General features: G+C 66.4%; 18 protein-coding genes and 1 riboswitch. Of the genes, 9 read left to right on the forward strand and 9 right to left on the reverse strand.

What is annotated here, in order from left to right; genetic code table 11:
* Positions 1–20: 20 nt before the first annotated feature.
* Positions 21–839, reverse strand: a complete 819-nt coding sequence (locus FHS97_RS11495) for an inositol monophosphatase family protein (protein ID WP_184037556.1) — start codon at positions 837–839, stop codon at positions 21–23.
* Between the two features lie 45 nt (positions 840–884).
* On the opposite strand from FHS97_RS11495, the gene FHS97_RS11500 reads away from it, so the two are divergent.
* The 6 genes from FHS97_RS11500 to thiC all read left to right on the forward strand — a co-directional run bounded on the left by FHS97_RS11500 (position 885) and on the right by thiC (position 7,508).
* Positions 885–1,757: a sterol desaturase family protein gene (locus FHS97_RS11500; protein WP_184037559.1), complete on the forward strand. Its 873-nt coding sequence runs from the start codon at positions 885–887 to the stop codon at positions 1,755–1,757.
* Positions 1,726–2,046, forward strand: coding sequence for a DUF2141 domain-containing protein (locus FHS97_RS11505; RefSeq protein WP_311770303.1), 321 nt, complete (start codon positions 1,726–1,728; stop codon positions 2,044–2,046). Before FHS97_RS11500 ends, FHS97_RS11505 begins: the two co-directional genes overlap by 32 nt.
* 62 nt (positions 2,047–2,108) lie before the next feature.
* Positions 2,109–2,990, forward strand: a complete 882-nt coding sequence (locus FHS97_RS11510) for a MipA/OmpV family protein (RefSeq protein WP_311770304.1) — start codon at positions 2,109–2,111, stop codon at positions 2,988–2,990.
* 270 nt (positions 2,991–3,260) lie between these two features.
* Positions 3,261–4,295 carry a ferritin-like domain-containing protein gene (locus FHS97_RS11515; protein WP_184037563.1) on the forward strand — a complete coding sequence of 345 codons (1,035 nt, stop codon included), beginning with the start codon at positions 3,261–3,263 and terminating at the stop codon, positions 4,293–4,295.
* 64 nt (positions 4,296–4,359) lie between these two features.
* Complete coding sequence (locus FHS97_RS11520; protein WP_184037565.1) at positions 4,360–5,424, forward strand: ferritin-like domain-containing protein; 1,065 nt, start codon at positions 4,360–4,362, stop codon at positions 5,422–5,424.
* A gap of 88 nt (positions 5,425–5,512) precedes the next feature.
* A riboswitch (TPP riboswitch) is annotated at positions 5,513–5,623 on the forward strand.
* Positions 5,624–5,663: 40 nt separating this feature from the next.
* Entirely contained in the window at positions 5,664–7,508 is a 1,845-nt protein-coding gene (gene thiC, locus FHS97_RS11525) for a phosphomethylpyrimidine synthase ThiC (RefSeq protein WP_184037567.1), read from the forward strand.
* Between the two features lie 49 nt (positions 7,509–7,557).
* Here thiC and FHS97_RS11530 read toward each other — a convergent pair whose 3' ends face one another.
* Genes FHS97_RS11530 through crtY form a run of 5 tightly spaced genes read right to left on the reverse strand, consistent with a single transcriptional unit; the run spans position 7,558 to position 11,835 of the window.
* On the reverse strand, positions 7,558–8,616 hold the full coding sequence (locus FHS97_RS11530) for a RelA/SpoT domain-containing protein (protein ID WP_184037570.1): 1,059 nt from the start codon (positions 8,614–8,616) through the stop codon (positions 7,558–7,560).
* 34 nt (positions 8,617–8,650) lie between these two features.
* Positions 8,651–8,917 (reverse strand): Txe/YoeB family addiction module toxin, encoded by a 267-nt coding sequence (locus FHS97_RS11535; protein WP_184037572.1) that lies wholly within the window; start codon positions 8,915–8,917, stop codon positions 8,651–8,653.
* The gene (locus tag FHS97_RS11540; RefSeq protein ID WP_246346622.1) at positions 8,914–9,177 is read right to left on the reverse strand and encodes a type II toxin-antitoxin system Phd/YefM family antitoxin; all 264 of its coding nucleotides are present in this window, start codon (positions 9,175–9,177) and stop codon (positions 8,914–8,916) included. The genes FHS97_RS11535 and FHS97_RS11540 overlap by 4 nt, the downstream gene beginning before the upstream one ends.
* Before the next feature lie 28 nt (positions 9,178–9,205).
* The gene (locus FHS97_RS11545; RefSeq protein WP_184037574.1) at positions 9,206–10,681 is read right to left on the reverse strand and encodes a phytoene desaturase; all 1,476 of its coding nucleotides are present in this window, start codon (positions 10,679–10,681) and stop codon (positions 9,206–9,208) included.
* Positions 10,678–11,835 carry a lycopene beta-cyclase CrtY gene (gene crtY, locus FHS97_RS11550; protein WP_184037577.1) on the reverse strand — a complete coding sequence of 386 codons (1,158 nt, stop codon included), beginning with the start codon at positions 11,833–11,835 and terminating at the stop codon, positions 10,678–10,680. The genes FHS97_RS11545 and crtY overlap by 4 nt, the downstream gene beginning before the upstream one ends.
* A 112-nt stretch (positions 11,836–11,947) precedes the next feature.
* Here crtY and FHS97_RS11555 point away from each other — a divergent pair, with 112 nt between their 5' ends.
* The 3 genes from FHS97_RS11555 to FHS97_RS11565 all read left to right on the forward strand — a co-directional run bounded on the left by FHS97_RS11555 (position 11,948) and on the right by FHS97_RS11565 (position 14,444).
* Positions 11,948–12,481: a peroxiredoxin gene (locus FHS97_RS11555; RefSeq protein WP_184037579.1), complete on the forward strand. Its 534-nt coding sequence runs from the start codon at positions 11,948–11,950 to the stop codon at positions 12,479–12,481.
* A 78-nt stretch (positions 12,482–12,559) separates the two neighbouring features.
* Entirely contained in the window at positions 12,560–13,609 is a 1,050-nt protein-coding gene (locus FHS97_RS11560; protein ID WP_246346623.1) for a GGDEF domain-containing protein, read from the forward strand.
* 427 nt (positions 13,610–14,036) lie between these two features.
* Positions 14,037–14,444 (forward strand): DUF1810 domain-containing protein, encoded by a 408-nt coding sequence (locus FHS97_RS11565; protein WP_184037584.1) that lies wholly within the window; start codon positions 14,037–14,039, stop codon positions 14,442–14,444.
* A 62-nt stretch (positions 14,445–14,506) separates the two neighbouring features.
* Here the strand turns inward: FHS97_RS11565 and FHS97_RS11570 are convergent, their stop codons facing one another.
* The 3 genes from FHS97_RS11570 to FHS97_RS11580 form a co-directional block, all read right to left on the reverse strand.
* Positions 14,507–16,180 (reverse strand): ATP-binding protein, encoded by a 1,674-nt coding sequence (locus FHS97_RS11570; RefSeq protein ID WP_184037588.1) that lies wholly within the window; start codon positions 16,178–16,180, stop codon positions 14,507–14,509.
* 72 nt (positions 16,181–16,252) lie between these two features.
* Positions 16,253–16,969 carry a TIGR02186 family protein gene (locus FHS97_RS11575; RefSeq protein WP_184037981.1) on the reverse strand — a complete coding sequence of 239 codons (717 nt, stop codon included), beginning with the start codon at positions 16,967–16,969 and terminating at the stop codon, positions 16,253–16,255.
* Positions 16,970–17,004: 35 nt separating this feature from the next.
* Positions 17,005–17,919, reverse strand: coding sequence for a sulfite exporter TauE/SafE family protein (locus FHS97_RS11580; RefSeq protein WP_184037591.1), 915 nt, complete (start codon positions 17,917–17,919; stop codon positions 17,005–17,007).
* Between the last annotated feature and the right edge of the window lie 7 nt (positions 17,920–17,926).

Genomic DNA, 17,926 nt, shown 5'->3' on the forward strand with positions numbered 1-17,926 from the left:
ATCCGGGACGACGAAACTGGTCAATGATCGTGGTGGTCATGCCCCGCGACGTTGCGCAGCGCCTCCAGCACCTCGTCGGCGCGTGCCGGATCGCCAATCGCCAGTACGTGCCCGGCGCTGTCGGCGGTCAGCGGGTCGCCGTTCCAGTCGCACATCCGCCCGCCCGCACCCTCGACGATCGGCGCGAGCGCCGCGAAGTCGTACAATTGCAGCCCCGACTCGCAGACGATGTCGAGAAAGCCACTCGCGAGCAGCCCGTAATTATAGCAGTCACCACCATAGACCGGCCCCTGCCGCGGCGCGCCGCCGCTCGCCGCGGCCACCAGCGCCATGAAGTGCGGCACGTCGGCGTCCTCGAACAGATGCGGGCTGGTGGTGGCGACGATCGCCCCTTCCAGCGCCGCGCACGCCCGCGTCCGCACCGGCGCGTCGTTGAGCAGCGTCGGTCGCCCGGTCACGCCTGTCCAGCGCTCACGCTGCACCGGCTGGTCGATGATCCCCAGCACCGGCCAGCCATCCTCGACCAGCGCGATCAACGTCCCGAAGATCGCGCGCCCGGCGGTGAAGCTGCGCGTGCCGTCGATCGGGTCGAGCACCCATTGCCGCCCGGTGACGCCGTCCTTGACGCCATGTTCCTCACCGACCACGCCGTCGCCGGGGCATTCGGCGTCGAGCAGCCGGCGCATCGCTTCTTCCGCCTCGCGGTCGGCGCGCGTCACGGGCGAGCGGTCTTCCTTCAGCTCCAGCCCGGCCGGCTGGCGGAAATAGGGGCGGATCACCGCGCCCGCGGCGTCGGCGAGGCGGTGGGCGAGCGCGATATCGGCAGGGCGTACAGGCATGGCCCTGCCTATCGCGCCCGTCGGCGATGCGCTAGAAGCCATGCCATGTCCGCCACGATCGCTATCCTGTTGTCGGCGCTGGCGATGAGCGTCATCGTCGGCGTGCGTTATCTGGCCGCGAGCGCCGGCTTTGCGCTCGCCACCCGGCTCAAGCACCCGCGGCTCTATGCCGGGCTCGATCCGCAGATCCGCCGCGAGATCCTTTGGAGCCTCGCCTCCGCCGGCATCTATGGCGTGCCCGCCGGGATCATCGCCTGGGGTTGGCAGAACCGCGGCTGGACGCGGATCTACAGCGACGTCCACGCCTGGCCCTTATGGTATCTGCCGGTGTCGGTGCTGCTCTACCTGATCGCGCACGATACGTGGTTCTACTGGACGCATCGCTGGATGCATCGCCCGCGCGTCTTCAAGCTGGCGCATGCGGTGCATCACGCCAGCCGCCCGCCGACGGCTTGGGCCGCAATGGCCTTCCATCCGATCGAGGCGGTCACCGGCGCTGTTGCCATTCCGCTACTGGTCTTCGTGATTCCGATCCATGTCGCCGCACTGGGGGTGGTGCTGACGGTCATGACGATTATGGGAGTTACCAACCATATGGGCTGGGAAATGTTCCCGAAGTTCATGTGGGGAGGACGGGTGGGCCGGTGGCTGATTACCGCCAGCCACCACCAGCGGCACCATGAACGGTACGGATGTAACTATGGCCTTTATTTCCGCTTCTGGGACCGGCTCTGCGGCACGGACGATGGGCTCGGCGATTTCGTGCGCGATCACGCGAAAGCGGCGCGCCGCGATGGGGCTGGCGCTGCTGGCGGTGCCGCTGATCGGCGCGGCGCCGGTCGGCTCGCTGCAGGTAGAGATCGATCATCTGCGCTCGTCCAAGGGGATGCTGCGGCTGTGCCTGACCGCCGATCCTGACAATTTCCCGAACTGTGTCGACGATCGCGACGCGGTGACGCGCTCGGTGCCGGCGGGGCAGACCAGCATCCGCTTCCCGGGCCTGCCGCGCGGCGACTATGCGGTGGCGGTGATCCACGACGAGAACGGCAACAAGAAGCTCGACACGTTCGCGGGCATCCCCAAGGAGGGCTTCGGCTTCTCTCGCAATCCCGCAATCCGCTTCGGTCCGCCGCGCTTCTCCGCGGCGCGGTTCTCGCTGACCACTGATGCCGAAGAGCAACAGATCCGCATGCGCTACATGCTGTAACCAGCAACATGGAGCAAAATTCCCCGCGAACGGTTGGGCGCGCAGACCAAAGGGGAATTTACGTGTACGTCAACCGTTTCGCCGCCCGCGCGCTGCTCGCCGCCGGCCTTGCCTGCCTTGCCATGCCCGCGCTGGCGCAAAGCGCCTCGGTCCCCGCCGAGCCCAACCCGACTCCCGACCCCGCGCTGGTCGGCGATACGGTGACGGTCGCGGTCGCGGCGGCGTACCTGCCCGACTATGAAGGCTCGGACAATTACCGCGTCGTTCCGGGCCCGGCGGCGATCGGCTCGTTCCACAATTTCGCCTTCCAGGTGATCGGCAACCGCGCCTCGATCGATCTGATCCCGAACCCCGGCGGTCCGCGCTGGGACGTGCAGGCCGGACCGGTCGGCGTCATCAACTTCAACCGCACCAACAACAAGGCGATCGACGATCGCCGCATCCGTGCTTTGGGCGAGCGCGATACCGCGATCGAGCTGGGCGGCTATGTCGGGCTCGGCAAGACCGGGGTGCTCACCAGCCCCTATGACAAGCTCTCCGCTTCGCTCAGCTATCGCCACGATGTCAGCGGCGTCCACGACAGCGGCATCTGGTCGCCATCGGTCAATTATTTCACGCCGCTCAGCCTCAAGGCCGGCGTCGGGCTGTTCGCCTCGGCCGAGCGCGTCGAGCGCAATTTCGCGCGCACCTATTTCGACGTCGATGCCGCGCAGTCGCTGGCGAGCGGGCTGCCGCAATATCGTACCCGCGGCGGGTGGAAGCATTGGACGGTCGGCGTCGCGGGCACCTATGCGCTGAGCGGCAACCTGCTGAAGGGCTGGAAGGCGATCGGCGGCGTTACCTACAAGAAGATGCTCAACGACTTCGGCGATACGCCGGTGGTGTCGATCGCGGGCTCGCGCAGCCAGTGGCTGGCGGCGCTTGGTGTGGGGTATACGTTCTAAGTCGCAGGGCGGCCTTGCCCGCGCCGGGCAAGGACCCGTCCAAGACCGGCCGGCGGGGCGCCGCCCCGACCGACGACCCGGCGTCGCCGCGGCGGGCTCCCCTTCTTCACCTCTGTCGAAAGAAGCGGGGTCCCGGATCAAGTCCGGGACGATGGTCGGAAGGGCGCCGCGCCAAAAAACCGAAACCCGTCTTTGCCCTCGCGCGATGCTGGCCTATCACGCGGATCAACGCCGCGTACCGGCGCGAGTAACAGAAGGGACGAGCCTGCCATGACCGATAGCGAGCAGCTGATCGAGACGCTCGACGCACGCGTGCGTCGCCGCGATTCGCGACGTGCCTTCTTCACCGGCGCGCTGGGAGCGGCCGCCGCGGCCGCGACGCTGTCGGGTGCCGCGCAGGCGCAGACCGTCACCCCGACGCCGACACCGACGCCTACCTTCACCGAGGTCGACGTGCTCAATTTCGCGCTGAACCTCGAATATCTGGAGGCGAACTATTACGCCTTCGCCGTCACCGGCAGCGGGCTCGCCGCCGCCGACATCAGTGGCGCGATCGGCACCGCCGGTGCCGCCACCGGCGGTCGCGCGGTCGGGTTCAAGGATCCGATCGTCCAGCAATATGCACAGGAAATCTACCAGGACGAGCTGGCGCACGTCCGCTTCCTGCGCGCGCAATTCACCACGTCCTCGCTCCTGGCGCAGCCCGCGATCGATCTCGGCACCAGCGCGAGCGGCGCGTTCAGCACCGCCGCGCGTCGCGCCGGGCTGGTCGCCGATGGCGTCGCGTTCGACCCTTATGCGTCGGACGAAAACTTCCTGCTCGGAGCCTATCTGTTCGAGGATGTCGGCGTAACCGCTTACAAGGGCGCTGCGCCTGCGCTCATCAACAGCAAGATCTATCTGGAGGCCGCGGCCGGCATCCTCGCGGTCGAGGCCTATCACGCCGCGATCATCCGGTCGGTGCTGTACCGCAAGGGGCTGCAGACGCCTTCGCTCCAGCTTATCGAGGCGACGACCGCGATCTCCAGGGTACGCGACACGCTGGACGGCAATCCCACCGAGAATCTGGTGCGCGGCATCGGCCCGATCGACGACAGCGGGCTGGCGACCGGCACGATCGTCGACAATGGCGTCACGCTCGACGTGTCGAACATCGCGCCGCTCAACAGCAACGGCATCGCGTTCAGCCGCACGCCGTTGCAGGTGCTCAACATCGTCTATCTCAACCAGGCGGCGGTCACGAGCGGCGGCTTCTTCCCGGCCGGGGTCAACGGCAACATCAAGACGAGCGCGGCATCGGCCTGACGCGAGACGGTCCGCACCGCCTCCCCGCCTTTGCCCCATACGCCCCGCACAAGGGAATGACGCCATGATCAAGGATTCCGTTTTCGCCGCGCTCGAACTGGCCGAGGCCCGCCGCGCCGAGCGCCGCCGCTTCCTCAAGCTGGCCGGCGCCGGCACCGCCGCGGCCGGCGGGCTCGCGCTGCTGTCCGCCTGCGGCAGCGACAACAACAACAGCACCAGCCCAAGTCCGACTCCCACGCCGACGCCGACTCCCACCGGCGGCGTCACCAGCGACGTCGCGATCCTGCAACTCGCGCTGAACCTCGAATATCTCGAAGCGCAATTCTATTCCTTCGCCGCCTTCGGTCGCTCGCTCCCCGAAGCGAGCCTGACCGGCACGGTCGGCGAGCGCGGCGGCGTGACCGGCGGGCGCAAGGTCGCCTTCTCCGACCCGATCATCGCCAGCTATGCGCGCGAGATCGCCGCCGACGAGCTGGCGCACGTCAACGCACTGCGCGCCGTCATCACCTCGGTCAGCGCCGCGCAGGTGATCAACCAGCCCGCGATCAACATCGACGGTGGCGCGTCCGGTGCCTTCACGTTCGCGGCACAGAAAGCCGGGATCATCGGTGCCAACGACACCTTCGATCCGTATCTCGACGACAAGAACTTCCTGCTCGCCGCCTATCTGTTCGAGGATGTCGGCGTCACCGCCTACAAGGGCGCGTCGCCGCTCATCAGCAGCGCGATCTATCTGGAGGCGGCGGCCGGCATCCTCGCCGCCGAGGCGTATCACGCCGGGCTGATCCGCGCCGAACTCTACCGGATGGGCACGCTGGTGCCCGGCGCAGCGGACGCGATCACCAAGGCGAACGCAATCTCTGACTATCGCGACAGCCTCGACGGGGTCGGCACCACATTGCTCCCGAATCTCAACGAGCTGGACGAGGGGATCACCAAGACGGTCAGCGGCGCGCAGGTCGCCAATATCGTTCCGGCCGACTCGAACGCGATCGCCTACAGCCGCACCACGTTCCAGATCCACAACATCGCCTATCTGACCAAGGCGGCGGCGACTTCGGGCGGCTTCTTCCCGAAAGGCACCAACAACTCGATCGATTCGCTGCGCAGCAGCGGCAATTTCGCCTGACGGCACGCGCCCGGCGGACCGGGCCGCGCTCCGCATCGGCGGGGCGCGGCCTTTTTCGTTGGTGTCGCGGCGCGCGCGCGCCTATACCGGCCGCTCCCCGGGGGACCGCCGATGCTGCGGTTGAGAGGAGGACCGCAGTCCTCGACCCGCTGAACCTGATCCGGCTGACACCGGCGTAGGGAGTGGATGCGGCGACCTCCGGCCACCGTCTTCCTCCCCTCGAGTTGGAGAGAAGATTGATGGCCGACGTTCCCGCCCGTACCGAAATCGGTGTCACCACTGGCCCGATCCGCGGCAGCCGCAAGGTGCACGTCGGCCCGCTGAACGTCGCGATGCGCGCGATCGATCTCGATCCGTCCTCCGGCGAGCCGCCGCTCAACGTTTACGACACCTCCGGCCCCTATACCGACCCGACCGCGCGGATCGACATCATGGCCGGGCTCGCCCCGCGCCGGCGCGAGTGGATCATCGGGCGTGGCGATGTCGAGGCGTATGACGCGCGCGAGCTCCGCCCCGAGGACAATGGCCAGCTCGGACCCGATCGCTCGGGCGGTGTCCAGCCGTTCCCGAACGTCAACCGCCGCCCGCTGCGCGCGAAGGCCGGCGCGAACGTCAGCCAGATGCACTATGCCCGCCGCGGCATCATCACTCCCGAGATGGAATATGTCGCGACCCGCGAGAATCTCGGTCGCGAGATGCTCCGCGAATACGTCCGCGACGGCGAGAGCTTCGGCGCGGCGATCCCCGATTACGTGACCCCCGAGTTCGTCCGCGACGAGGTTGCGCGCGGCCGGGCGATCATTCCGAACAACATCAACCACCCCGAATCCGAGCCGATGGCGATCGGCCGCAACTTCCTGGTCAAGATCAACGCCAATATCGGCAACAGCGCGGTCGCCTCGAACGTCGCGGCGGAGGTCGACAAGCTTGTCTGGTCGATCCGCTGGGGCGCGGACACGGTCATGGACCTGTCGACGGGTCGCAACATCCACGACACGCGCGAGTGGATCATCCGGAACTCGCCGGTGCCGATCGGCACGGTGCCGATCTACCAGGCGCTGGAGAAGGTCGGCGGCATCGCCGAGGAACTGACGTGGGAGATCTTCCGCGACACGCTGATCGAACAGGCCGAGCAGGGCGTCGACTATTTCACGATCCACGCCGGCGTCCGGTTGCCGTATGTCCCGCTCACCGCCAAGCGCGTGACCGGCATCGTCAGCCGCGGTGGCAGCATCATGGCGAAATGGTGCCTCAGCCATCACAAGGAATCGTTCCTCTACGAACGCTTCGACGAGATCACCGAGATCATGAAGGCATATGACATCGCCTATTCGCTCGGCGACGGCCTGCGCCCCGGCAGCATCGCCGACGCCAATGACGAGGCACAATTCGCCGAACTGTACACGCTCGGCGAACTGACGAAGCGCGCCTGGCAGCAGGACGTGCAGGTGATGATCGAAGGCCCCGGCCATGTGCCGATGCACAAGATCAAGCAGAACATGGAAAAGCAGCTCGAGGCGTGCGGCGAGGCACCCTTCTACACGCTTGGGCCGCTCACCACCGACATCGCGCCGGGCTACGACCACATCACCTCGGGCATCGGCGCGGCGATGATCGGTTGGTACGGCACGGCGATGCTCTGCTACGTCACGCCCAAGGAGCATCTCGGCCTGCCCGACCGCGACGACGTGAAGGTCGGCGTGGTGACCTACAAGCTCGCCGCGCACGCCGCCGATCTGGCGAAGGGCCACCCCGCCGCCAAGCTCCGCGACGACGCGCTGAGTCGCGCCCGCTTCGAATTCCGCTGGCGCGACCAGTTCAACCTGTCGCTCGATCCCGACACGGCGGAATCGTACCACGACCAGACCCTGCCGGCCGAAGGCGCGAAGACCGCGCATTTCTGCTCGATGTGCGGCCCGAAATTCTGCTCGATGAAGATCACGCAGGAGGTTCGTGAATTTGCCGCCAAGCAGAACGCGCCGGTCGAGACGTTCGTCGCGGCGGAGGATGCCGAGGCAGGGATGGCGGAGATGAGTGAGCGGTTCAGGGAGAAAGGCGGCGAGGTTTACCTGCCGGCTAATTAAGAGCACAGGGTGGCCGACTCATGTTGGCCACCTCTAAACCCTTATCGCTTTACAGGCCTCCTTCGGCCTGAATGATTTTCACAAAATCAACAGGATCATAGAAATAGTTGCGGTACGCCGACCTTAACTGCTTCGGATTATCGGATCGCACGTAAACTGCGTTAACACTTTCTTCGCTTGCCTCTAGTTCGCTTGCCTTAGCGATTGCCAAGGCCGCCGTTTTAAACGGTAACACCTCAAGCTCCAGCAATCTATCTGAGTGTCTATAAATATTCAGCACATTATGGTTCTGCAAGTTCTCCTCGTCTTCAAATTGCTTGAGGAGTTCTAAGCGTCGAAGAATGCCCATTCTGTCTTCAAGTTGCTGAAGTTCTAATTGCAAGTCACTCGTTGAAACTTCTACAAATGCTCTACAAATGTCTTCGTGGCGACGAGCAATTATCTCGCTCGCAATCGCAAAAAACCTGCCGCGCTCACTCGCATCAAGTTCAAATTTAGTACGCTCACCGTCAAGTAAGTCGGAAATCTCGACAGCAGTTGCCCAAGCGTGCTGCGCACGGGTCCTATACTGAAGCTCGACAAGGAGACCATCCCATGGCTTTTTCTCTTGGCTTCTGGTACTTCCCCGCGGGAAATGCCTGTAGACGTCATGTATTCCCCTGTATCCAGAGGATTTTGGATGCTCAATATAGTCGTATTTGGATGGGTCATGACGGAGGACGTGCTCCACATTCCTCATAACTTGGTTAGAGTGGATATAATTCCTAAAATCGGTTAGTTGCTGAATATCATTGAATATCATGCGACAACCAGCAAAGTCGTGCATTGCCGATACATCAATAATCAAAGCCTCTCCGCCAGCATTTCTACGGCGAAGCTTGTCAACGACAGTATTTCTGCGCTTTAATCGTTGAGCAAATTCGACAAGATATTCTTTTTTATTGATATGGCCTTTTAGCCATGCCTGAAATGTGTTGATTACATATCCATGAGCGGCTCGCCATTTATCCACTAGCGCGTAATCTTCGTCCGTGGCGAGTCCAGCAGATATGGCTTGGCCAGCTCGCCTTACAGCAGATTTATTGGCGGGTGGTTCCTGATAAGCCATTGCTCTACCGTAAAGCTAATGTTTGTATGTATATTCAATAATGGTATCGGCACTGCGCCACCTGCAGCACCTGCTCCGCGCCACTACCGGCAACCCGATAAACAAGCCGATGCTCGTGACTCATCCGGCGCGACCACCAGCCTGTCAGATTCCCTCCAAGCGGCTCCGGCTTCCCCGTACCCTTGAAAGGATGCCGGCGACATTCCTCAATCAACGCGTTGATCTTATCGCTCAGCTTGGCGTCATGCTCCTGCCAAAAACGATAGTCGTCCCATGCCGTCGGCCAGAACGTAACGTTCACGGGAAGGACACGCCGTCATCGCCTGCCTCGAACCCGCGCACTGCCTCAAGCAGCCGTTCGGCGTTCTTCGGCGACCGGAGCAGATACAGCGTCTCCTCGATCGATGCCCATTCGCTTGCCGAGACTAGCACCGCACCCTCACCCCGCTGGCGGGTAATCGCCAACGGCGCGCGATCGGCGACGACCTTGTCGATCATCGACTTCAGGTTCTCGCGGGCTTCGGAATAGCTGACGGCTTGCATGACGCGAAAGATGGACAATAACCTGTCCAATGTCAACGCGACGTGCCTACGCCTCCAGCATCAACGCCGCCGTCGCCTTGGCACTTCCGACCACACCCGGAATGCCTGCCCCCGGATGCGTCCCTGCGCCCACGAAGAACAGGTTCGGGATCGCATCATCGCGGTTATGCACCCGGAAATACGCGCTCTGCGTCAGGATCGGCTCCAGCGAAAACGCGCTGCCCAGATGCGCGTTCAGGTCATGCGCGAAGTCGGTCGGCGCATAGCTGAACTTAGTCACGATCCGATCGTGGATGTCGGGGATCAGCCGCCGCCCGACCTCGTCAAGGATGCGCTTTTCGAGGATCGGCCGCACCGTCTCCCAGTCGCCGGTATATTTGCCGAGATGCGGCACCGGCGCCAGCGCGTAGAAGGTCGAATCACCCTCCGGCGCCAGCGACGGATCGGTGACGGTCGGGTGGTGCAGGTACAGCGAGAAATCCTCGCTCAGCATCCCATGCTCGTAAATGTCGTCGAGCAGCCCCTTATAGCGCGGCCCGAACAGGATCATGTGGTGCGGGATGCCCGGCCACGTGCCCTTCACCCCGAAATGGACCACGAACAGCGACGGCGAGTAACGCTTGCGCTCCAGCCGCGCCGCGGTCCGCCGCGCCGCGCCTGATTCCGGCAGCAGGTCGCGATAGACGTGCATGATGTCGGCATTGGCCGCGACCATGTCGACGGTTTCGCGCCAGCCGCTGGCGGTCTCCACCGCGGTCACGCGGTCGCCCAGCGTCTCGATCTTCGTCACCGGGTCCGACAGCCGTAGCGTGCCGCCCAGCCGCTCGAACAGCGCCACCATTCCGGCGACCAGCCGATTGGTCCCGCCGCGCGCGAACCATACCCCGCCGTCGCGCTCCAGCTTGTGGATCAGCGCATAGATTGCGCTGGTCGTCATCGGATTGCCGCCGACCAGCAACGTGTGGAACGACAGCGCCTGCCGCAGCCGCTCATCCTGCACGAACTTCGAGACGATCGAATAGACCGAGCGCCACGCCTGATATTTGGCCAGCGCCGGCGCCGCCTTCACCATCGACGCGAAATCGAGGAAGGCGACCGTGCCGAGCTTCTCATAACCCGCGTGGTAGACGCCTGCGGCATAATCGAGGAACTTGGCGTAGCCCGCGACATCGGCGGGGTTCAGCTTCGCGATCTCGGCGCGCAGCACGCTGTCGTCATTGGTATAGTCGAAATTGGTGCCGTCGGGCCAGTTGAGCCGGTAGAAGGGCTGCACCGGATCGAGCGTGACGTCGTCGGCCAGCTTCTGCCCCGACAGCGCCCACAATTCCTCCAGGCACGCCGGATCGGTGATGACGGTCGGCCCGGCGTCGAAGGTGAAGCCCTCCTGCTCCCAATAATAGGCGCGCCCGCCGGGCTTGTCGCGCGACTCGACGATCGTCGTCGCCACGCCCGCCGATTGTAGCCGGATCGCGAGCGCCAGCCCGCCGAAGCCCGCGCCGACTACCACCGCGCGCCGGGTCATGCGCGGCCTCCCAGCGCGGCGATCGCGCGGCCGACCGGCACCGGCGGCTTGCCCGACAGCACACGCAGTTTGTCGAGCCCGGTCGAGCGCGCGGCATAGAAGCGCGCCACCAACTCGGGCGACAGGCGATAGAAACGCTCCAGCACGCGATAGCGTTGGTCGGGGTCGGCGGCCTTGAACAGCATCAGATCGAGCATCCGGTAGAAACCTCTTTGCCGCCACAAACGCGCGGCGTGGCGAAAAGTCAGGTCATGGAGCGCGTTGCCCGAAAGATCGCGCTGATCGGCGATCAGCACCGCGATCCGCGCCGCATCGGGCAGCGAATAGCCGGTGGTCGGGTGGAACAGCCCGGCGCGCACCCCGGCCTTGGCGACCTTCGCGCCGGTCGAGCGCCAATAGGCCGCGAAGTCGCCGCCGCTCACCACCGGCAGCACGCCGTGCTCGCGGTGGATCACCTCGGCCTGCCAGCCCTTCTCGCGCGCATAATCGCTCACCCGCGCCGCGATCGTCGCCCCGTCGAGCACGGGCGAGTCGCTGTAATAGGTATCCTCGACCAGCAAGGTGTCGGGGGTGAACGGCAGCAGATAGACGAAGCGATAGCCGTCGAGCTGCGGCACCGTCGCGTCCATCACCACCGGGCGGGTCACGCCATGGCCGCCCGCGACGCGCAGTTCGTGCCCGACGAACTTCTGCCACCCGCCGGTCAGCAACGACAGATCGCCGACGCCGCGCGCGTCGATCACCCCCGTCGCGTTCAGCCGGTCGCCGTCCGACAGCACCACCGCGGTCGCGCTGCACGCCAGCACCGACCGCCCGGTCATCACCGCACGCCGCGGCAGCACCGCGCGGACCTGCGCATCGAGCGTGGCCGAACGGACGGTATAATAAGGCTGCGCCAGCGTGCGGGCATGATCGGGAAAGCGCACGTCATAGTCGGGCCAGCCGTGCGCGATCAACGGCGCGACCAGCGCCTGCTCGGCGCCGTGCAGGTCCGCGCCGAAGAACGACCAGAAGTGGTTGCCGCCGATCGCCGGTCCGGCCTCGACCAGCCGCACGTCCATCGCCGGGTGGCGCGCCTGCACCGCCAGCGCGATCAGCGCGCCGGACAGACCGCCGCCGACGATCGCAAGGTCGCATTTGTGGGTGGCCGGCATGACGCCTGCGCTATCCTATCGCGGTGCGTTGCGGAAGCCCGACGCATGGTGGCGGAACCAGCAGGCGATGATATGGCTTGTCGATCAGCTTCCTCCTGCCGGAGTCGTCCCGATGCGCCGTCTGCTTGCCGCCGTCACTGCCCTGACCCTCGCCGCACCCGCCACCGCGACGCTCGCGCCCGGTGCGAAGGCACCCGACTTCTCCACGCGGGGCGCGATCGCGGGCAAGGTGGTGCCGGTGCGTCTGTCCGAACAGCTGAAGCGCGGCCCGGTGGTGCTGTACTTCTTCCCCGCCGCCTTCACCGGCGGCTGCAATGCCGAGGCGCGCGCCTTTGCCGAGAAGGTCGACGCGTTCCGCGCCGCGGGTGCGACGGTGATCGGCATGTCGGCGGACAACGTCCCTGACCTGCAGCGCTTCTCGTCGAGCGAATGCGCGGGCAAGTTCGCGGTCGCCAGCGCCGGGCCGAAGGTCGTCGCCGGTTATGACGTCGCGCTCGGCCGCGAGATCAAGGGGCGGCAGGTGACCAGCCGCACCAGCTATGTCATCGCGCGTGACGGGCGGATCGCCTCGGTCTGGTCGGACATGAACCCCGCCGAGCATGTCACGCGCTCGCTGGCGGCGGTGCACCAGCTCACCGGCCACTAAAAGCCTTCGGTTATCATATCTTAGTAGTTGCCGCGTACATCTTCGGTCCCAAGATTTGGGGGCGACGTGGGGCGGATGATGGCGAGCAGGGCGGTCGATATCGGGCAAGCGAACGGGGGAGATCGCCTGTTCGCCCGAATCGGCGCGTTCCTCGCCGCGCACCGGCTCAGCCCCGATCCCGCGCATTACGCCTTCGCCTATGAGGTCGTCGCCAACGCCACCGGGCTGGTCGCGCAGCGAGTCGCGGAACTGACCGACGGCGGCGTGCGGCTGACCAGCCAGGATATCGCGAGCCTCGGCGGGGTTTCGGTCGCCGGCACGCCGGTCGACCCGGCGGACGATGACGGCACGATGAGCGGCGACGTCGATGTCCAGCAGGCCTTGCTCGACCGGATGATGTTCCAGCTCGACGGCTTCGGCGATGCGATGCGGATCGTCCACGCCGAGGCCAACGACTTCGGCCGCGACCTGCAACGCTCCGCCGACACGATGCGCGACATGGGCGCGGAGGCCGGGATCGAGGCGATCACCCAGCTGACCGCCGACATGATCGGTCGCGTCCAGCTCGCCGAGGCGCGGCTCGACACTGCGCTGCGCGAAACCGAGGAACTGCGCACCGCACTCGACGAGGCGCGCGGCTCGGCGCGGACCGATCCGCTCACCGATCTGCCGAATCGCCGCGCGTTCGACGAGACCTTCGCCGCGCTCCACCGCGACACGCCGGTGACGGTCGCGATCTGCGACATCGATCACTTCAAGCAGGTGAACGACAATTTCGGCCATGCGGTTGGCGATCGCGTGATCCGCATGGTCGCGCAGACGCTGGCGTCCGAAAAGGGGATGATGGTCGCGCGCTACGGCGGCGAGGAATTTGCGTTGCTGTTCGAGAACGTGCGGCTCGACGATGCCGCGCAGATCGTCGAGCGTGTCCGCCGCACCATTTCCGAACGCCGCCCGCGCGTCCGGGAGACCGGTGAGTCGATCGGCACCATCTCCTTCTCGGCCGGGGTTGCCGAGGGCCGGGTCGGCGAGGGTCGCGCCGCGTTGATGGCGCGCGCCGATGCCGCGCTGTACCGCGCCAAGGATCAGGGCCGCGCGCGGACGATCACCTCGGACACAACGCCGTAATCTGGCGCATCTCGCCGGGCGGGGCTGGCGGATCACGCCAACTGTGTCGTCGGAACGTGTCTCTCCCCTCGGTAAACGCATTTGGCACGGGGTCTGCAAAGACCTTGGCATGGGCCGGATCGACCGGCCGCTGACCAGGGAGTATCCATCATGACCATCCGTTTCACCGCCCTCCGCCAGTCGCTGTTCTCGGTCGCTGCCGCTTTCGCCGTCGCCGCCGTGATGGTCAGCGCCGCCGTTCCCGTCACCCCGATCGCCTGAGCGGAGCGCGTGACGATGACCAACTATCCCACGCTCGCCCGCTCGCTGCTGCTCAGCGCCGCCAGCTTCGCCACCACCGCCCTGCTGCTCTACGTCGACGCCGTCACCGCCGTGGTCGCCTGACCGCGGCGGGGGACCGCCCCGCCCGTCCGGGCGTTGGCGCGGCATGGACCTCGATCGCTTCGTCGCCGCCCAGGCGACCCATTACGACAGCGCGCTCGCCGAACTGACCCGCGGCGCCAAGCAGAGCCACTGGATGTGGTTCGTCTTTCCGCAGATCGCCGGGCTCGGCCACAGTGCCACCGCGCGCCATTACGCGATCCGCGACCTCGCCGAAGCGCGCGCCTATCTGGCGCATCCGCTGCTCGGGCCACGCTATCTGGCCTGTGTCGCTGCGCTCGACCGCCATCGCGGCCGGTCGGCAGAGGCCATCATGGGCGGGATCGACGCGGTGAAGCTGCGCTCGTCGCTGACGCTGTTCGATCGCGCCGGCGCGCCGCCGGCGGTGCGCGAGACGCTGGACACCTTCTTCCCCGGCCCCGACGATGCGACGCTGCGCCTGTTGAACGTCTAGGAGGGGCCGATAGTCCTCTTCGTCGCCCCGGACTTGATCCGGGACGAAGGCGCTGCTGAAGACTACCGCCCCTGCGCGCGCCAGCGCTGGACGGTGCGCGCGATCATCGCCTCCTCGCCGCCGCTTTCGCGCCACAGCGCCGAGAAGACCGGATCGTCCGACGCCGGGCGTCGTCCTTCCTCCAGCGTGTCGAAGGCGACACGGATCGGGATCGCGACGCCCTCCCCGCAGATGATCGCCTCGCGGTTGCGCAGTGCGGGCAGCGCGTCGAGGAAGCCGCGCGCGCCTTCCGGCATCGCGGCGCGCACGAACGCCTGGTCGCGATCGTTATTGAGTCGCATCGCGATGATCGTGCCGCATTGCGACAGCACGCCCTCCGACAGGTCCGATGGCCGCTGCGTCACCAGCCCGAGCGCGACGCCATATTTGCGTCCTTCCTTGGCGATCCGCCCGAGGATCCGCGCCACCGAGCCGCGCACCGCCGGGTCGGCGGGGACATAGCGATGCGCCTCCTCGCAGACGAGCAGGATCGGCCGCTGCGGCTCGCCGCGCGACCAGATCGCGAAATCGAACACCATCCGTGCCAGCACCGCGACCACCACCGCGGTGATCTCGCTAGGCACGCCGGACACGTCGATGATCGAGATCGGGCGGCCGTCGCCGGGCAGGCGGAAGATGCGCTGCACGAACGCCGCCATCGTATCGCCGACCAGCAGCCCCGAGAACATGAAACCGTAGCGCGGATCGGCGCGCACCTCGTCGATCTTGTTCTTGAGCCGCAGGTAGGGCGACGTATCGCCCGCGCGGTCCATCTTACCCATTTCGAGCTGCAGGATCTGCATCAGGTCGCTGAGCAGATACGGGATCGGCGCGTCGACGGTCAGTTTGGCGATCTCCTGTCCGGCGCGGCTCTTCGCCTTGGCGGCGAGCAGGCATTTGGCGAGGATGTCGGCGTCGACCTGCCGCGTCGCGCCCTCGGAGGTGACGAACACCTCGCAATGTTCCTCGAAGTTCATCAGCCAGTACGGCATCTGGAGATTCGAGACGTCGAACAGCGCGCCCGCCTCGCCGAACGCTGCGCCATATTCGCCGTGCGGGTCGATCATCACCACATGCCCCTGCGGCGCGAGCGTGCAGATACGGTGGAGGATCAGCGCGGCGGCGGTCGACTTGCCCGTCCCGGTCGAGCCAAGCAGCGCGAAATGCTTGCCGAGCATCGCGTCGACATACAGCGAAGCGCGCACGTCACGGCTGGGATGGACGGTGCCGATCTCGATCGCGGCGCGTCCGCTCGCCGCATAGATTTCGCGCAGCTCCTGTCCGTCGACCGCGAACACCCGCGCCCCCGGAACCGGATAGCTGGTCACCCCGCGACGGAAGCGTTGCAGCCGTCCGGTCAGCCGTTCCTCGTCACCCTCGCCGAGGAAATCGACCTCGGCGACCACCGCCTCGGCGCGATCGTCGGCCAGCCGCAGCGCGCGTGTCGTCGCGATCAGCCAGGTCGTGCCGACCCGCACCTTCACCTGCCCGCCGACCTGCCCCGCCATCGCCAGCACCGGGTCGCGGTGCGCGCGCAGCCCGGCGAGCGCGGCGCGATCGAGCAGCAACTCGCCCTGCCCGCCCGCGATCTGCCGGACATGGCCGATCGCATTGCCGGGATCCTGCGCCGTCGCCGCGCCGGAGAAGGCGGCGGCGATGGCAGCGTCAAAGGCATGCGCGCCGGGGATGTCGTTCATAAAAGCCGGATTTTCCAAGCCGTCGTGGGCGCTTGGCCTAGAGCAGGCTTTGTAAAGATCGGGTGGACGCGCTCAGCGCCGCGCCAGCCGCCCCGCCCCCCAGCCGAGCGCGACCGACAGCAACACCGCCGCGCCGCCGTACAGCCATTCGTGGCGGTCGGCCGCCTGCGCGACGAAGCGCTCGAACCCCTTCTTGCGAATGTCGATGTCGCGCACGGCCACCGCCAGCACGCGCCCGTCGCGCACCAGGAAGGTCTCGGCGGTGAACCGCCCGACCGGCACCCGCGCCGGAATCGAGACACGCGCGCGGTACAGCACGCCATCGCTGATCTCGACCGCGTGCGGCGCTTCGTAGAACAGCCCGGCACGGACGCGTTGCTCGACCAGTCCGCGCGTGAAGCGATCCTGCACGTCCGAGGGGGCGGCGGAGGCGGGCGACAATTGCAGGCTGTCGAGCCCCAGCTCGTAGATCGCGCGCGTCCGCGCATCGACCAGCTCGTCAAGCGGTCGCGACGAGGCGACCGCATAGAAGGACGGCGCCGAGCGATAGCGCAGTCGCCCGGCATTGACCCAGATGCCCGCCACCTTCTCCTTCTCGCGAATCACGATCGACTGGGTCGGGCCCTTCACCACCACGACGACGTCCGCGCCTTTGGTGTCGGTCGGCGTCCGCCCGCCCGGATAGATGATCGCGCCGAACAGCAGCAGCTCGGCACCCGAGAAGCTGTAGGCGATGTCGATCTCGCGCTGCGACACGTCGGGCACCAGCAGCGGCTTGGCCTGCGCCATCAGCAGTGGCGCGACGGCGAGCAGCAGCGCCGCCCTCACGATAGTTCGACCGTGTAGATCTCGTCCGGCCGCCACCCGAGCCCCAACGCGATCCGTCCCGCCACCAGCAGCACCATCAGCGCCAGCGCGAGCCGCAGATATTCTGGCCGCGCCTTGGCGGCGAAGCGCGCGCCGACCTGCGCACCGACCACCGAGCCGATCAGCAGCAGCCCCGCCAGCACGATGTCGACCGACTTGGTGGTGGTCGCGTGCACCAGCGTGGCGGCGGCGGTGACGAACAGGATCTGGAACAGGCTGGTGCCGACCACCACCGCGGTCGACATGCCGAGCAGATAGATCATCGCTGGCACGAGCACGAACCCGCCGCCGACGCCGAGCAGGATCGTCAGGATGCCGGTGAAGAAGCCGAGCAGCAGCGGCGCGAGCGGCGAGATGTAGAGCCCCGAGGCATAAAAGCGCGTGCGGAACGGCAGGCTGGCGACCAGCGGATGATGCCGGCGCCGCCGCGCCGGTGCGCTCCGCCGTCCCCTGGCGATCAGGATCGCGTCGACCGCTTCCTTGAGCATCATGAAGCCGATCGAGCCGAGCAGCAGCACATAGGTGATCGCGATCGTCGTATCGATCTGCCCCCATTGCTGGAGCAGCCGGAACAGCCACGCGCCGAACAGCGAGCCGAACACCCCGCCGATCACCAGCACCATCCCCATCCGCGTATCGACCCCGCCGCGACGGAAATGCGCAAAGACGCCGGAGACGCTCGCGCCGGTCACCTGGCTTGCGGCGGAGGCGGCGGCGACGGTCGGGGGAATGCCGTAGACGATCAGCAACGGCGTGGTCAGGAACCCGCCGCCGACCCCGAACATCCCCGACAGCAGCCCGACGCCCGCGCCCAGCGCGATCATCACCAGCGCGTTCACCGACAGGTTCGCGATCGGCAGATAGATGTCCATGACCGGT

It is taken from the genome of Sphingomonas endophytica (assembly GCF_014199415.1).
Taxonomy (GTDB): Bacteria; Pseudomonadota; Alphaproteobacteria; order Sphingomonadales; family Sphingomonadaceae; genus Sphingomonas; species Sphingomonas endophytica.

Coding starts and splice junctions, on each gene's coding strand:
- FHS97_RS11495 (WP_184037556.1), bottom strand. CDS start 839: ATGCCTGTACGCCCTGCCGATATCGCGCTCGCCCACCGCCTCGCCGAC.
- FHS97_RS11500 (WP_184037559.1), top strand. CDS start 885: ATGTCCGCCACGATCGCTATCCTGTTGTCGGCGCTGGCGATGAGCGTC.
- FHS97_RS11505 (WP_311770303.1), top strand. CDS start 1,726: ATGCTGCGGCTGTGCCTGACCGCCGATCCTGACAATTTCCCGAACTGT.
- FHS97_RS11515 (WP_184037563.1), top strand. CDS start 3,261: ATGACCGATAGCGAGCAGCTGATCGAGACGCTCGACGCACGCGTGCGT.
- FHS97_RS11520 (WP_184037565.1), top strand. CDS start 4,360: ATGATCAAGGATTCCGTTTTCGCCGCGCTCGAACTGGCCGAGGCCCGC.
- thiC (WP_184037567.1), top strand. CDS start 5,664: ATGGCCGACGTTCCCGCCCGTACCGAAATCGGTGTCACCACTGGCCCG.
- FHS97_RS11530 (WP_184037570.1), bottom strand. CDS start 8,616: ATGGCTTATCAGGAACCACCCGCCAATAAATCTGCTGTAAGGCGAGCT.
- FHS97_RS11545 (WP_184037574.1), bottom strand. CDS start 10,681: ATGACCCGGCGCGCGGTGGTAGTCGGCGCGGGCTTCGGCGGGCTGGCG.
- crtY (WP_184037577.1), bottom strand. CDS start 11,835: ATGCCGGCCACCCACAAATGCGACCTTGCGATCGTCGGCGGCGGTCTG.
- FHS97_RS11555 (WP_184037579.1), top strand. CDS start 11,948: ATGCGCCGTCTGCTTGCCGCCGTCACTGCCCTGACCCTCGCCGCACCC.
- FHS97_RS11560 (WP_246346623.1), top strand. CDS start 12,560: ATGGCGAGCAGGGCGGTCGATATCGGGCAAGCGAACGGGGGAGATCGC.
- FHS97_RS11565 (WP_184037584.1), top strand. CDS start 14,037: ATGGACCTCGATCGCTTCGTCGCCGCCCAGGCGACCCATTACGACAGC.
- FHS97_RS11570 (WP_184037588.1), bottom strand. CDS start 16,180: ATGAACGACATCCCCGGCGCGCATGCCTTTGACGCTGCCATCGCCGCC.
- FHS97_RS11575 (WP_184037981.1), bottom strand. CDS start 16,969: ATGGCGCAGGCCAAGCCGCTGCTGGTGCCCGACGTGTCGCAGCGCGAG.
- FHS97_RS11580 (WP_184037591.1), bottom strand. CDS start 17,919: ATGGACATCTATCTGCCGATCGCGAACCTGTCGGTGAACGCGCTGGTG.